The sequence below is a fragment of the Nostoc sp. LPT genome (assembly GCF_017115165.1).
Lineage (GTDB): Bacteria > Cyanobacteriota > Cyanobacteriia > Cyanobacteriales > Nostocaceae > Nostoc.
The window spans coordinates 12,902-28,068 of sequence record NZ_JABXKF010000047.1 but is presented as its reverse complement, the minus strand read 5'-3'; the positions used below and the strand labels follow the sequence as shown (position 1 = coordinate 28,068).

At 41.4% G+C, this 15,167-nt stretch carries 12 protein-coding genes; 5 read left to right on the top strand and 7 right to left on the bottom strand.

The annotated features are described in order from the left end of the window. Positions 1–37: 37 nt before the first annotated feature. Complete coding sequence (locus tag HWQ58_RS10520) at positions 38–2,167, bottom strand: putative Ig domain-containing protein (protein ID WP_292861378.1); 2,130 nt, start codon at positions 2,165–2,167, stop codon at positions 38–40. A gap of 229 nt (positions 2,168–2,396) precedes the next feature. Between HWQ58_RS10520 and HWQ58_RS10515 the strand changes: the two genes are divergently transcribed. After that, positions 2,397–2,570, top strand: coding sequence for a hypothetical protein (locus HWQ58_RS10515; RefSeq protein ID WP_292861375.1), 174 nt, complete (start codon positions 2,397–2,399; stop codon positions 2,568–2,570). A gap of 44 nt (positions 2,571–2,614) precedes the next feature. Here HWQ58_RS10515 and HWQ58_RS10510 read toward each other — a convergent pair whose 3' ends face one another. The 5 genes from HWQ58_RS10510 to HWQ58_RS10490 form a co-directional block, all read right to left on the bottom strand. Further along, positions 2,615–2,875 (bottom strand): hypothetical protein, encoded by a 261-nt coding sequence (locus tag HWQ58_RS10510; RefSeq protein ID WP_292861373.1) that lies wholly within the window; start codon positions 2,873–2,875, stop codon positions 2,615–2,617. Between the two features lie 1,181 nt (positions 2,876–4,056). Next, positions 4,057–4,836: a hypothetical protein gene (locus tag HWQ58_RS10505; RefSeq protein ID WP_292861370.1), complete on the bottom strand. Its 780-nt coding sequence runs from the start codon at positions 4,834–4,836 to the stop codon at positions 4,057–4,059. Between the two features lie 215 nt (positions 4,837–5,051). Continuing rightward, positions 5,052–5,888, bottom strand: coding sequence for a protein-glutamate O-methyltransferase CheR (locus HWQ58_RS10500; protein WP_292861384.1), 837 nt, complete (start codon positions 5,886–5,888; stop codon positions 5,052–5,054). 35 nt (positions 5,889–5,923) lie between these two features. After that, entirely contained in the window at positions 5,924–6,460 is a 537-nt protein-coding gene (locus tag HWQ58_RS10495) for a hypothetical protein (RefSeq protein ID WP_292861367.1), read from the bottom strand. A gap of 184 nt (positions 6,461–6,644) precedes the next feature. Continuing rightward, a complete protein-coding gene (locus tag HWQ58_RS10490; RefSeq protein WP_292861364.1) occupies positions 6,645–7,211 on the bottom strand; it encodes an HD domain-containing protein in 567 nt (188 codons plus the stop codon). 244 nt (positions 7,212–7,455) lie between these two features. Here HWQ58_RS10490 and HWQ58_RS10485 point away from each other — a divergent pair, with 244 nt between their 5' ends. The 3 genes from HWQ58_RS10485 (at position 7,456) to HWQ58_RS10475 (ending at position 9,646) form a co-directional block, all read left to right on the top strand. After that, positions 7,456–8,196: a DUF2993 domain-containing protein gene (locus HWQ58_RS10485; protein WP_292861361.1), complete on the top strand. Its 741-nt coding sequence runs from the start codon at positions 7,456–7,458 to the stop codon at positions 8,194–8,196. A gap of 33 nt (positions 8,197–8,229) precedes the next feature. Further along, positions 8,230–8,781 carry a DUF2231 domain-containing protein gene (locus HWQ58_RS10480; protein WP_292861358.1) on the top strand — a complete coding sequence of 184 codons (552 nt, stop codon included), beginning with the start codon at positions 8,230–8,232 and terminating at the stop codon, positions 8,779–8,781. 487 nt (positions 8,782–9,268) lie between these two features. After that, positions 9,269–9,646 (top strand): hypothetical protein, encoded by a 378-nt coding sequence (locus tag HWQ58_RS10475; RefSeq protein WP_292861355.1) that lies wholly within the window; start codon positions 9,269–9,271, stop codon positions 9,644–9,646. A gap of 467 nt (positions 9,647–10,113) precedes the next feature. On the opposite strand, the gene HWQ58_RS10470 is transcribed toward HWQ58_RS10475, so the two are convergent. After that, a complete protein-coding gene (locus HWQ58_RS10470) occupies positions 10,114–13,431 on the bottom strand; it encodes an alpha-mannosidase (RefSeq protein WP_292861352.1) in 3,318 nt (1,105 codons plus the stop codon). 87 nt (positions 13,432–13,518) lie between these two features. Here HWQ58_RS10470 and HWQ58_RS10465 point away from each other — a divergent pair, with 87 nt between their 5' ends. Further along, the gene (locus HWQ58_RS10465; protein WP_292861349.1) at positions 13,519–15,159 is read left to right on the top strand and encodes a hypothetical protein; all 1,641 of its coding nucleotides are present in this window, start codon (positions 13,519–13,521) and stop codon (positions 15,157–15,159) included. Positions 15,160–15,167: the final 8 nt, after the last annotated feature.

Here is a 15,167-nt window from a genome sequence, read left to right as displayed (position 1 = left end):
ATAATTATCTGTCTCGCCCATCTCTGCTTCCTAAATATTAGACCTGAATCCTTACGTTGAAGTTATCTCGTCCAGATCCACCAGTCAGCACATCTCGACCAATTCCACCAATGAGTACATCGTCACCTGCACCCCCTAACAAGGTGTCATTGCCTGAGTTACCAAACAGGCTATCGTTACTATCTCCTGCGCTCAAGATGTTAGCAGCAGTATTTCCCGTCAGGATGTTATCAAGGCTGTTACCAGTACCATTGATTGCCGAGCTTCCAGTCAGGATCAACTTTTCCAGGTTCTCTGCTAACACCCAATTCACCGAAGAGTTAACTAAATCTGTGCCTGCATTTAAGCCTTCAGTAATAGAATCGCTGAGGTTGTCTAGGGTGTAAACGTCATTGCCATCTCCACCATTGAGACTATCAATCCCTACACCTCCATCCAAGGTGTCATCACCTGTACCGCCTAAGAAGGTGTCATTACCTGAACTACCAAACAGGCTATCGTTACCATCTCCCGCGCTCAAGATGTTAGCAGCAGTATTTCCAATCAGGATGTTATCAAGGCTGTTACCAGTACCATTTGCAGCACTTCCAGTCAGGGTCAAGTTCTCCAGGTTATCTCCCAACAACCAACTCACGGAAGACTTGACTAAATCTGTGCCTGCATTTAAGCCTTCAGTAATAGAATCGCTGAGGTTGTCTACGGTGTAAATGTCATTGCCTGCTCCACCATTGAGACTATCAATCCCTGTACTTCCATCCAAGGTGTCATCGCCTGCACTACCTAAGAGGGTGTCATTGCCTGAGCTACCAAACAGGCTATCATTACCATCTCCTCCGCTCAGGATGTTCGCACCACCATTTCCAAGCAGGATGTTATTAAAGCTGTTACCAGTACCATTGATTGCCGTGCTTCCAGTCAGGGTCAAATTCTCCAAGTTATCTCCCAACACCCAACTCACGGAAGAGTTAACTAAATCTGTGCCTGCATTTAAGCCTTCAGTAATAGAATCGCTAAGGTTGTCTACGGTGTAAATGTCATTGCCGTCTCCACCATTGAGGCTATCAATCCCTGTACCTCCATCCAAGGTGTCATCGCCTGCACCGCCTAAGAGGGTGTCATTGCCTGAACTACCAAACAGGCTATCGTCACCATCTCCCGCGCTCAAGATGTTAGCAGCAGTATTTCCAATCAGGTTGTTATCAAGGCTGTTACCAGTACCATCGATTGCCTCGGTTCCAGTCAGGGTCAAGTCCTCCACGTTATCTGCCAACACCCAACTCACGAAAGACTTAACTAAATCTGTGCCTGCATTTAAGCCTTCAGTAATAATATCGCTGAGGTTGTCTACGGTGTAAATGTCATTGCCTGCTCCACCATTGAGACTATCAATCCCTGCACCTCCATCTAAGGTGTCATTACCTGCACCGCCCAACAAGGTATCATTGCCTGAATCACCAAGGAGGTTATCATTGCCATTTTCTCCGCTTAACGTGTTAGCGGCAGTATTGCCCGTCAGGATATTATTAAGGCTGTTACCAGTACCATCTATTGCCTCAGTTCCAGTCAGAGTCAAGTTCTCCAGGTTATTGCCCAACACAAAACTCACCGAAGACTTGACTAAATCTGTGCCTGCATTGGCAGATTCAACAATAGTGTCGCCGATGCTGTCCACAGTATAAGTGTCATTGCCTTTACCACCAATGAGACTGTCACTTCCTGCACCACCATCTAAGAAATCATTTCCATCACCGCCATCAAGGGTGTCGTTATCACCTAATCCTTTAAGCGTGTCATTGCCCTGCAATCCTGAGATGATATCCCTGTTCTCCGTACCAGTCAGGTTGTCTATTCCTGAAGTGCCATTAATGATATTAATGATTACTGCCAATGTAAAAACATCACTGACTGTTACCGTTCCATCACTAGCGGTCACTTTGATATTGAGGCTACCAACGTTGTCATTCGTGGGAGTACCACTGAAGGTAATGCCGTTGAAGGTCAACCAACTGGGAAGTGGGTTCCCATTTTCAAGCGTGGCGCTATAGGTGAGGCTATCTCCCGTATCCACATCCGTGAAGCTGTTTGCTGGTAGAGCGAAACTGAAGGCGGTATTTTCTGTCGCTGTTTGGTCAGTAATGGGGTTGGTAACAACTGGAGCATCATTCACCGCCGTAATATTAATATTGCGGGTAACGGCGGTACTATTCGCAGTCCCATCATTAACTAGAAAGCTGACGGTACGAGGTGTAAGAGTTGGGTTATCGCTGCTGTTGGTATAAGTAATGGAACGCAGCGCAGTTTGATAATTAGCAACGGTGGAACTGCCAGTTAAGGTTAATACGCCTGTGCTGCTGTTGTAGCTGCCCGTAATTCCATTTTGGTTGGTGAAAGCAAGGGTGTCTTCAGTAGAAATAAAGCCACTGGTAATACTGATGGTGGCACTGGAGAGATTAACCGAGTCTACATCGCTGACGATGATGCCTGAGTCGATGGCTGTAGTGGCGTTCTCGATATATGCCAGGGCAGAGACAGAACCAGATGTGATTGTCGGGAGAAACCCACTGTTGTAACGTTGGGCATATATTCCATAGCTAGACCCGTCCTGACCATAGCTTTACCAGGAAATGACAAAGTCCCCATCTCCATCCATCGCTACTGTAGGACTAAATTGCTCGTCGGCAGTGTAAGTATTGACCTGAAATTCATTACCTATAGCCACCCCAGCACTGTTGTAGCGTTGGGCATATATGCCATCGTAAGACCCATCCTGACCATAGCTCATCCAGGTAATGATAAAGTCTCCATCTGCATCCATCGCTACTGTGGAGTTAGATTGATTGCCAGTAGTGTAAATATTGACTTGGAATTCAGTCATGAAAAAACCTTTGAAAAAACTAAAAGTTTGATTTCAACAATTAAGCTCTAATTAGGTACATTCCTTAGTCATTAGGAATCACTGCACTCGGTCGCAGCCAGTAGTTCAACTCTGGTGCTGTAAATGCTTGGCGTATTTCTTTTCGTTCCTGATTCAAAAGTTGAATTATAAATTTCAAATTTTGTTGGGGAAATTTTGACGTAGTTGAGTACAAAAATATCAATGCCTGTGTATAGCAAAACAAATCAGGAATATGGGTTGAATTATCTTGATAACTAAACTCAGGAATTATTGCCAATATTTAGTAAGACTATTTACTCAGTCTTATAATTAATGATCTTTTTTACGAATAAACACTTAAAATGACTATTAATTATATATTCATAGTTGATGAACAGTAAGGATTACACGAAATCATTTCTATACAAGGATAGTTTTCGGCTCTACAGCTTTTAGTTGTGTACAAGATCCTGGTTTTCCTTTTAGATAAATAAATTGTTTTGCGTAATTCATTACGGTATAACATAGCTATTGACATAGCATCAATGGGAGATTCACACAGTACCGCTCATTGAATAGGATCAGTTGATTGTCCACGACGCTGAAAATAAAACCAACCTGTCTTACGCAAAGATCCACGAGCTAAACCTTTTATGCCGTAACATGGGCTTAGTTGCGTAGTGTCAGGAATACTACCTTGTGTCAATCACTGATAAAACTTTTCTAATCAGGACTTACGCAACTGGCACACCGCAATCGCTATTTAATAGTATTGATGTACTACAAAAAATCGGTGTACTCAGAAGGCATTGCAGAAATTAGTAACAGTAATCAGCTGTGTTAAGTCTTCTTGAAATCATGAGAAAATTAGTTGAGGATACATAAAATAAATCCTGTAGTTTATGAAATTTACTAAATTTAACAATCAGGTACTTGTTAAGTAGTCAGATTATATACTCTTCACTTTTTTGGCAGAGGATTTGCAGCAGATTAGTCATGATAAAATTAACCGCTATCTTAAGCCAGAATTCAGAATCAATGAGTGGGGGATTTAGACCCGCCACTACGAAAGTTGACCACCAAATTTTCAATTTGGTGGGGGACTTAAACCCGTTTATTCATCCACCAGTCGCTCAGAATTCAGCATGAATTCTGACTCCTGACTTTTGAATTCTTTCTTGTTAAACCAAATAACTTGTATTAGGTACGATCGCAAAGAAGGCATACTCATACCAAGCAGTCCAGATGAAACTGCGAATCCATCGCTGACGCTTGTCGGGACTCAATTCATATTCAAAAGCCCCACGAGATACATCAATGGAAGATAGATGAGAGTTGCAACCGCAGCCATGCTGATAAGTAAAACCGTATTGAGAAGCAATACTTTGCACCTTCATTTGAATAGCAAACACCTTACCTGCATGGAGTATGGCATCCCAAGCACGTTTATGCTCAATATCGCGCCGATCGAATCGCAAGGCACGTTCTTCAAAAACATGATCGCGGTAAATTGGTGCTAAATGCACGTGATAAAAGCTAGCAGGTAGTTCATAACCAAATTCATTGAACAAATCTATGCCAATACGAGCCACTTTTACTTCATCAGCGTAATCGATTCCTTTTGACTCCACATCACGAAGAATTTCTGCAAAGTTTGGATAGCTGTGTTTGAGAAAGTCTTGTCCAAAAAACTCTAAGGTTTCCCATGCTAGTTGTGCAAATAGCTGGGAAAATGAGGGTATTAAGTGAGCTAGTTGGGGGCGATCACTAAATAAATCAACATCACCACGTTGTAATTTATACAAAAATAACTGTGCCATCTCAACATAGCTTTGGGGCTGGGAAAGTCCGACACTCGTGGTTCCTCTAGCAATGTCTTGCCATATAGAAGGTAGTTGAGAAACATGAACCGCATTTTCTCCAGCAATGACTGCAACAGGAGGACATTCGAGAAGTTGCATCGACAATCTCCTTTAAGACATTAATGTGTAATTTACCTTAAACAATCGCTAAATTTATTTTATGAACACAATAAAAAATGTTTGACAGACTGTCTTTTGACAGCGATATCTACGATGGGCTACGCCTACGCAATTTTATTTATAATTTTTGGGGCATTGGGCATTAGTTATTTTAGGATAATTCATAATTCAATTACCCACTCAAAGCATTCTCTTCACCCACCTGCTATTTTCTTATATATTTTTTCACCCTTGATTAACTCTTCGTAGTACTGCTCAAAAGAGGTGAACCTGATAGATTCTTGTCTTCCTAAACCCAAGACACCAAAGGTGCAAAGGCTATTATAAAATAGTTCGTGTACCCGTTTTTGAAGTACCTGATTAAAATATATGAGGACATTACGACAAAGAATCACATTAAACTCATTAAAAGAACTATCAGTGGCTAAATTATGCTGGGCAAAAACAACATTTTCTCTTAGGGACGAGCGAAAAATAGCATTGTCATAAGCTGCTGTATAATATTCTGAGAAAGATTTCTTGCCGCCTGCTCTCAGATAAAGATGAGTATATTCCTGCATCATTTTCAGCGAGAAAATCCCACTTTTGGCATTTTGTAATACTTTTTCGTTCGTATCAGTGGCATATATGCGGCAACGATGATAAAGTCCTTCTTCTTGTAGTAAAATTGCCATTGAATAGACTTCTTCACCAGTTGAGCATCCAGCGTGCCAGATGCGAATAAACGGATAGGTTTGTAAGAAGGGAATAACCTGATTTCTAAAGGTATTATAAAAGCTGGGATCGCGAAACATTGATGTTACATTTACCGTCAGAGCAAGCAAAAATCGTTCTAAATAGGGACGATTGTGGAGTAACCGCTCTTGCAATGCAGAAACATTTGCTAACCCTTCTAATTGCATGAAGCCCTGAATACGACGCTTGAGTGAGGAAAGAGCATAATTGCGAAAATCATAACCGTAGTACTGATACACACCCTCCAAGAGCAGGTGTATTTCTATGTCCTCCAAGATTAGTTTGGGCAGAGGCATAATATTCATAATTCATCATTCATCATTCATAGGTTTCAGTTTAACCAAGTGGCTTTTACTACTAAAACAGCGATCGCAATTATTGAAATTCCGGCTAGCCATCTTACCTGATAGCGCAGATTTTTAATCTCTTGGCTCAGATTTTCTGTCTGTGGTATAGAATATGGTTCCAGTTTTACAACTTCAATAGCTACTTGTTCGGGTGTCTTTTGAGGCTTTTCAAAAGACACTTGTGTGTGCAGCCAATTAGTAATCAGTTGGGGACAGTTCTTCTTAAACCAATTTAAAGCTAAGGTTCTAAAAACTGGTTTGGACATTCGGGCAATTAATTTCATCACCCTGTTTAAGGGTTTCAAACGAAGCTTTTGATTGATCAGATTGACTGAACCAACATCATAAAGACAATCCAGAATTAGTTTCACAGTGGCTTCTTCACTGTTAATCAAGTTTTGCAGTAAAAGCAGAACATCATGCATACGCTCTGCTTCCATATACTTTTCTGCCAAGTTTTCTGGAGGACTTACAGAAGGATTTAGAGTTGGATTTAGGGTGTTTTTTCTTACTATTGTCATATTGGTAACATAGCAGTCAGAATAATATTAGTACACCTATCTACCGAGAGAAAGATTTTTTATCTAGAGAGAGAACCTAAAAACCAAAATTTATTCGTGAGATACATCACCATATTGTGTCTGTAAAAAAGCTATTTATGTAGTTTTTGTAAATCTTCTATCTACTTCTGGAGAAATAAAATTTTTATTTAGATGCTAACACCTCAATTTGCAAAATCACCCGTTCTAATTCCTCAATAATTATAGGACTTTCAGTCTTTTTAAAAGCATCTACAAGCGCCCGATAATACCAAAGCGTACCTTCTTTACGCCCCTGAAAACGTTCCCAAAGTGATTCGCCCAAAATGCGATAATCTTTGAGAATAGACTGGGCATTGTAAAGTTTATCAGCTAATGACACAAGCAGTACTGATGGGGAAGCTGTAGGAATATGAGCAATATATGCCTCCTTGCGCTGTCGCCAAGGGGGTTTTGGAGTTGTATCAGCGTCAGTACAACCATCTACAATTGCCGTTACATTGTCACCAAAGCGACGGCGAATTTCTTCTCGTGTTGCAGCACCACCTTGGTCTTCGATCGCATCGTGTAACAGAGCTGCGATCGCTTCATCTTCATTTGCCCCGTATTCTAAAGCAATACTGGCGACACCTAATAAATGAGCAACGTAGGGGACACCTGAACCTTTACGAACTTGGTTGGCGTGTAGTTGGGTGGCGTAGGTAAGGGCTGCGATAAAACGTTCTGAGAGCATTGTATAAAAAATTCCAGCAGTCAGAAGAACTCAACCAAAATATTGGATTTGTGTCAATTTTATAACAAATCGCTCCAAGTGCAGAGGTAATACAAAGATAAAAAGGATAAAGAGGTAAAATTGAAATTTGAAATTAGATAGACAATATTTAAATCTATATTCCATCGCCAGATAGATAAAACTGTGCTGTTAGTTTATTAGATTTACTCAAGGATGTGCTTTCAACAGGAGTTAATTTACATAAATGTCAGACAATCCTGGATTAGGAGAGCAAGCGCTCAATAAAGCGGCAGAAATAGGATTATCTAGTCAACTAGATGAAGTAGAAAATTTAGATGTAGATATCAAGACAGATCCGCTGAAACTGGTTCAGGGAGAGGTTGATGAGGTCACGATTCAAGGTGAAGGTATGGTCATGCAAAAAGACCTCCGCATGGAGGAATTTGAAATGCAAATGACTAGTGTTGCTATTAATCCTCTAAGTGTGGCTTTTGGCAAAATTGAACTCACTAAACCGACTGAAGCTCATACACGGGTTGTGTTAACCGAAGCTGATATCAATCGTGCTTTCAACTCCGAATACGTGCGATCGCAACTGCAAAGTCAAAAAATAGATATTAACGGACAGCTGACGACTATTGAACCTCAAGAAGTAGAGTTTCGATTACCGGGTGATGGGAAAGTAGCACTAAATGCCAGCATAAAATTAGTAGAAACTGGTGAAAATCAGCAAGTTGCTTTTTCCGCAGTTCCTAAAATTAACAGCAATGGAAAAAGTGTGACTTTGGAAAATATTGAGTATGGCGAAAGTGAGGAAATATCGCCAGATTTGACAAAAGCTTTGGTAGATCAAACTAGCGAAATTTTGAATTTAAGTAACTTTGATTTAGAAGGTATGACTCTAAAAGTCAATCAACTAAAAGTAGAAGTAGGCAAATTAATCTTACAGGCTGAAGCTCATGTGGAAAAAATTCCTTCAGCTTAAAAATGTAACGTTGATAAATTCAGGATACTAATAATGGAAACGACAGAAACAACGCAAGTAGGTTCAACACCTTTCCCAAATATTCCACCAGTTATTGAAAGTAACGACAGTGAGTATCGTGATACTGGTGTACCGAGTACAGTTGCGATCGCCGGACATCCCCTACACCCGTTGAGTGTGATTTTTCCCATAGCATTTTTAGCTGCTGCTTTGGGAAGTGATATCGGTTACTGGTTAACTAGCGATTTCTTTTGGGCTAGGGCTTCCCTATGGTTAATCGGACTTGGATTAGCTGGAGGTGTCCTTGCATCTGCGATCGGTCTGAGCGACTTTGTGAAAATTGAACGAGTCCGCAAACGCAGCGCCGGTTGGACGCATTTGATACTTAACGTTTCTATACTAGTTTTATCATTCGTTAACTTTCTCCTACGCTTGGGCGACGCTGAGTCCCGAATAGTACCTTGGGGACTGTTAATCTCGCTCGTTGTTGGTACACTAACCAGTGCTTCTGGTTGGTTCGGTGCTGAACTTTCCTATCGCCACAAAATTGGTGTGGTAGGTGGAGGTAGCAAAAGATATCCTTAAAGGAAAAGGAGGAAGAAGATAGGAAAAACCCAGCACTTAACAAGATAGTTGGTCGGAGATACAAACTCAGTGACAGATTATTATTTACAGCTGACGCTAAGAATATTTAGCAGTTATCGTTTGTATTTGATACAGTTTTGATATATCTTGTGGGATGGAGATAAGTCTGATATAAAGTTTTCCCAAATCAAAAATATGAAGGGTATTTCCTTTACCCAGTAAGGCTTTTGAACCCATCTCACAAGAAAAAATGTAGCTTATTTAATTAATAACTGTATACTTTATCTATGTGGTTAAAAAAATTACATACTGTTAAATACCAACTATTTATATACACAAGTTTATAAAAATTACAATTATACCAAAGGGTGAGATTGCAATATTGAATTTCATACTAAATTAAGTTCAAAAAAGTGCGCAAACGGTAACTTTCCAACTTTAAAGTGTTTTAATAAAGTTATTACCGAAAGTTTAGAGAAGCAAAAACATGAAAGGTTTCAGGAAGTTATCTTCAATAGCAGTATTGCTATTTGCCTTTGTGTCTCCGCCCTTATTAGCTGAAGCGAAAGATATTTCTTTAAATAATTCTCTGAATGAACAGAGCGTTGCCCCAGATGCCAACATAGTTGGAAATAAAACTGGAGAGCTTTTGATTGCTCAACGGTGGTCAGGACGATACCAGAGAATCCGACGACGGCAGATAATCCGACGACGGCAGCCCTACGGACGATACCAGAGAATCCAACGACGGCAGCCTTACGGACGATATCAGCGAATCCAACGACGGCAGCGTTTTGGACAACGCCAGATTATCGAACGACGGCAGCCCTTCGGACGATACCAGATTATCCGACGACGGTATTAGAGATATGAGTAAAAATGACGTAGGCATAATACCCTTCTCATAACAGAGACGCTACGCGCAGCTTGCTTCGACGAAGTGATACGGGAAGCCCTTAGCTACATGAATTTTGCCTACTAAGGATTTCGGATAAGGCATATAATTAGTTTCTAGAGATGCCTATTGAGGACTGGTGATACAAATAATATCGTGTCCGGTTAAAGACTTATCATTAAGACCGCAGAGGGGCAAAGGTGCAGAGGGGCAGAGGGGACGGGTTTTTGGTCTTTCTAGATAGATTCGGGAATTATAACTAATTAGCCGGACATGATATAAGCCAATTGTTAATAGAAATCTGGTGAAAAAGAATGTAGAGACGCAGCACTGCTACATCTCTACAAAGGTTTGGATAACACATATTTAATTTCACCAGATGTCTCTCTAATGGTTAGTTGTTATTCTATTAACCACTAACCATTAACTATAATGGCTCACTCCAGCCTGGGATTAATCGCTGGTATCACCTTGAAATTAGTGATTTTCCAAGGTTGTATCATCAAGATTTGTTGCTGAGATGAAAATTCAGTACTGGCGGAACGCTCTAATAAATCTACTGTATTTCCTAGATTTAACCCTAAATCACTTTGCAAAGATAACTCGGCTGTTTCTCCGTGAGATTCATAACATCGCAGAATTAACTGCTGTGGATCATCTTCAGATGGCTTCAAGGCCATCAAGATTAAATTTTCAGCTGATAAATCTAAGAAACTTACTCCTTCAATAGTGCTGTTAGCGGTAGCGGAGGGTTGAGCCAGTGGCCAATTCAATATCACTTGCAACGGTATATTCAATTCATAGCCACGCCGTACTGTATGGGCTGATTCCCAGCTATCAGCATGAGGATACAAGGTATATTTGAACTCATGAAAACCTCGGTCAGCCTCTGAGTCTGGCCAATTAGAACTGCGTAGCAGTGTGAGGCGGAGTTGATTTGGTTTGCTGTCATAACCGTATTTACAATCATTGAGCAAACTGACACCATAACGATTTGGGATTGCGGTATTTGTCTGTGTGTCCTCTGCTGTTAAATCAGCCCAACGCAAAGCAGGAACTTCCCATTTTGCTTGTTCTGCGGGGGTTTGCGGTTTAGTTGGGCGGCGAATTGCACCACAGGGAATTTCATAAGTAGCAAAGTCGGCTTCAATATTTAGAGGAAAAGCAGCTTTCACTAATACATGATTTTCTTGCCAATTGACAGTTGTAGCGATGTTCAGCAGAGGTGAACCAGCTTGCAAAATATAGTCTTGGCAAAATTCCGATTCACCCAACTGACGCACTACGCGCACACAACTTTGCACCGGGCCTTGTTCTAACCATTGAATAGATTGAAGATTTGTTGAGGGTAAGGGATGTTGAGCATAATTGGGGTCTATATTCCAAGCATCCCAATATTGCCCACTGTCTTTAAAAGCTTGCAGTTGATTCCCCGCCCCACTCAAAACTTCTCGCTGATAAGTTTTGTCAAAAACACTTGATAAATCTCCGGTGTCAGGATCTATAACAACTCGCAAGAATTCATTTTCTAAAATCCAGTCTGAGGGGAGTGGGGGAGATGAGGGAGAGACGCGATTAATCTCGTCTGTACTGGGGAGTGAAGGGGAAAGCCAAAATATGCGGTAGCCTACGGGTGGAATTTCGGTGGCAAGAAATAGTAGGGTTGATGGTTCAGATAATTGGGAGACAAGCTGCTTGCCAGAAGCATCGTAAATCTGCCATTCTTGGGTAGTTGTTGGTGGTGTGGGTAAGGCTACAGAGACTACCTCAGAACGTTGCCAATTGAGAGAATTGAAAACAAAAATAGGCAGACTATCGGGTTTTGGTGGTTCTGATAGGGTAATGTGAGATGCGATCGCTAAAAGTGATTCCTGTAATATTTTCGTTCCCACTTGTTCCACTTGTTGCCATTGAGGCAAGGCATCTGTGTAAACTTGGGTAATTGAAGAACCAGGTAAAATATCGTGAAACTGTTGAAATAACACCAATTTCCAAGCTGCTTCAATTTCTGCTTTCGGATATGTCACACCACAGCTTACAGTTGCCAAGGTAGCAAATAGTTCAGCTTGATATAATAAATTTTCACAACGACGATTCCAGCGTTTTTGATCTCCGTGGGTAGTGTAGCAACCGCGATGAAATTCTAAGTATAGTTCGTCATTCCAGATGGGGAATGAGGGAGATGAGAGGGATGAGGGAGATGAGGGGGATGGGGAAGTAGGGGGAGAATTATAACTCCTGAATTCTGCCTCTTCCCTCCTGCCTCCTTTACTGATTTGCTGTAAATACTTTTCAGCCGTCGTAAATTCTAAGTCTGGGAAGAAAGGCGACTTTTGCCAGCGTTGGGCGGTTTCTAACATATCACGGGTGGGGCCGCCGCCGTGGTCGCCGACACCGGGAAGCCAGAGGGATTCTGGTAAACTAGTTTGGCTTTGCCACTCAAGAGTATAAGTTGCCATTTTAACCGGGTCAATGCTTTCACCGATGAGTGCAGACATCAAACTAAAGACTTCGCTACCGTCAGGCGATCGCCACCAAAAAGCCCCATAATCAAATTTAGTAGTATCATTCCACCGTAACTTCTGCGTCACAAAATACTCAATTCCGGCATTAGCGAAAAACTGCGGTAAAGTTGCACAGAAACCAAAAGAATCTGGAACCCATTCTACAGTTGAAAGTTTGCCAAATTTCTCCTGGATGTAGCGCTGACCATACAGTAGCTGACGGACTATTGATTCACCAGCAATCAGGTTGAGTTCTGGTTCCACCCACATTCCGCCGACAACTTCCCAACGTCCGGCGGCTACCTGTGCTTGAATTGCCCTAAACAAATCCGGGCGATGTTCTTCAATCCAAGCATAAAGTGCGGGACTTGAATGACAGAAAATTAACTCAGGAAAATCTTCTTGCAACTTCAGAACCGACTCAAAAGTATTTTGCGCCGCATTCCAAGTTTCACTCACAGGCCATAACCATGCTAAATCTAAGTGAGCATGACCCAATAAAAAAATTTTAGATTTTATATCCGTAGCCTTCAAAAAGGGGGCTAAGATATCAGATTGAATTAAATTTTGGCGTAGAGATAAAAACGACTGTACCAACTCTCCCTTCTCTTCCTCCGTGTCCTCTGTGCTTCTGCGGTTCGTAACCTCCCCCACCATTGCCGCCAAAACATCCAACTTCTCCGGCGCAAATTTTTCCAAATAAAGCTGCACTACAGCTAACTCATGAGCCACAAAACCCGGATCGGGATTATTATCAACATAAGACTCATAAACTAGGAGCGATCGCACTAAAGCACCATCACAATGTCCCGGACTCACTAACCGCAAAGCCACAGTGAATTCTTCCCCTGGCGTCACCCCCTGACTGAGAAGCACTCTCGGCGAACAATCAAATAAATCACCCTCCAGCACTAACTCGCCATTTACATAAATCTCAGCAGAATCCGCCCACCAAACCAGCGCCAGCCGCAAAGATAACCCAGCTAAGGGATAACCGTGTAAATCTTGAGGAACTACCAATCTTTGGGCTAGCCATAGCACTTTTTTCCCGCCCGTCCAAGCAATATGTTCTTTAGCATTCAACTGGGCAGGTTGCCAATGAGACAAATCAGCAGCTACAACATCAGTAATAACTAAGTCAGATTCCTGATACAGCCACGTAGACTGAAGATTAACTTGACAAAAAGAGCGCAGTTGCTCAATTACTTGTGAGATAAATTTGGTCAGGGATTGAGGGACAGTCGGGATCATATATTCGCTAAGATGAGGTGTTGGTCGTTTTTATTGTTTGGCGCGAGTCTCACAACTTAACAAGACTTGAACTAAAAAATTACTACTATGTCTTCTGGTTCCTCTGGTCGTTATCAAAGCAGACTATTTAACTTTGTCCACCAGCAATCTCGGCGGGTGACACAACAGTGGGAACATACCTTTCGGCATTTGCAAGTTGCCACTAAGTGGGGTGTCGAGGTACTACTTTACCCCGTGTATCTACTGTTTCAGTCATCTGAATCATCTGGGAAAACGCTACATACTAAAGAACCACAAACTAGATTAAAGTTACAACCAAATGATACCGATTTCCAGCCTGAAACTCTACCCAATGCTGATAGTCCCATTCAAAATGTACTAGAGGCAGTCAATTACCTGTCATCAGATGAACCCGTCTCCACTCTTAGGAAAGCATCTGAACATTTCAATCCCTTGGCTTTATTGGGAGTTTTTCGGCTGAAGTTCGTTGAAAATAACTCTAATCTTACTCAATCATCAAATATTACAGATAATCAAGCTGTAAGTCTCAACCCTTCACAATTAGAAAATGCCCTTCAACAGCGTCTTCCAATAGTGCGAGGAATTGCCACAAATTTGATGGGTCGAAATTTAGTACTTGTTACTGCCGACAATGAAATTATAGATACATTAACACCCGAACAACAGGCAAAATTAGAAGACCAAATTATTAACGAAGTTGCTAATTACTGGCAGTCCTGGCGTTTGATTGTAGCTAAAAAAGAAACGCAGCTATTACCACAAATTGACCGATTATTAGCAAAACTCACTGACGTAAATCCAGCTAAAATTCCAGTTTTAGCCGAGGGTATACCAAAAGATTTACTTAATACAGATAGATTATTAGCATTTCTAGATATAGCCATTGCTAAGTTGGAATCGAATGCTTTAGTCCCAGTGCAAGAACGTAGCCAGGAAATTGTCCAAGTTGCCCAAACTCAGTTAAACATATTTCTTTATGGCAAAGAGCAATTAGCCGCCAAAGGAGAAATTGCCCCCAACGCTGATGGTTTAGAAACTCATTCACAGAATTTTCAGGCTTTGATTGAGGCGGCGCTTAATTACTTTTTTGGTGTCGGTAATAGAAAAACACTTGAGACAACAACTAGTAATGAGAGATTGCCAGGTAAACTATTTTCGTCACGCCTGAGAAAAGCTTTGTCCAAAAGCCCTCTGGTAGAGAACCAGGATTTAACAGACGATCCTTGGCTAACGTGGAATGATTTATTTGGTGACACCAAAACCGTTGCTGACAAGCCAGTTACATTTTCTGGGGGGAAAAATCCTGCTTTAGCCCCAAGTTTATCAATAGGGCATTTTCCACAAAATAATTTGAGTGTAAAACAATCTAAAGTCGGATCTGGTTTGGTACAAAGAAAACAACCAAGTAGTAATCTCGCCTCAAGTCAAAAAACATCTGGAAAAGTCGCCTCTGTAAAACAAACTCAAACCCGCATTTCCCAAACTAAAAGCGAGAGTCGTAAAGGGGAAATTTTGCAACAGCAATTTCACCAAAGCAGTCAAGTTGAGGCACAGCCAGACTGGATAGAAACCACAGCAACTTCAACTGGCTATGAAAAGCACCCCTTAGAGCAACTTTTGGAATGGCTTGATTATATTATGGTCTGGCTAGAAGAGAGATTTGTAAAGATTTTTCAGTCGTTGCGGCAGCTATGGCAAGAGAAATAAGCTAAGGG

Bases quoted from the DNA above. Each gene is read 5' to 3' on its own strand.
- HWQ58_RS10510 (WP_292861373.1), bottom strand. From the start codon at position 2,875: ATGACTGAATTCCAAGTCAATATTTACACTACTGGCAATCAATCTAAC.
- HWQ58_RS10505 (WP_292861370.1), bottom strand. From the start codon at position 4,836: ATGCAACTTCTCGAATGTCCTCCTGTTGCAGTCATTGCTGGAGAAAAT.
- HWQ58_RS10500 (WP_292861384.1), bottom strand. From the start codon at position 5,888: ATGCCTCTGCCCAAACTAATCTTGGAGGACATAGAAATACACCTGCTC.
- HWQ58_RS10495 (WP_292861367.1), bottom strand. From the start codon at position 6,460: ATGACAATAGTAAGAAAAAACACCCTAAATCCAACTCTAAATCCTTCT.
- HWQ58_RS10490 (WP_292861364.1), bottom strand. From the start codon at position 7,211: ATGCTCTCAGAACGTTTTATCGCAGCCCTTACCTACGCCACCCAACTA.
- HWQ58_RS10485 (WP_292861361.1), top strand. From the start codon at position 7,456: ATGTCAGACAATCCTGGATTAGGAGAGCAAGCGCTCAATAAAGCGGCA.
- HWQ58_RS10480 (WP_292861358.1), top strand. From the start codon at position 8,230: ATGGAAACGACAGAAACAACGCAAGTAGGTTCAACACCTTTCCCAAAT.
- HWQ58_RS10475 (WP_292861355.1), top strand. From the start codon at position 9,269: ATGAAAGGTTTCAGGAAGTTATCTTCAATAGCAGTATTGCTATTTGCC.
- HWQ58_RS10470 (WP_292861352.1), bottom strand. From the start codon at position 13,431: ATGATCCCGACTGTCCCTCAATCCCTGACCAAATTTATCTCACAAGTA.
- HWQ58_RS10465 (WP_292861349.1), top strand. From the start codon at position 13,519: ATGTCTTCTGGTTCCTCTGGTCGTTATCAAAGCAGACTATTTAACTTT.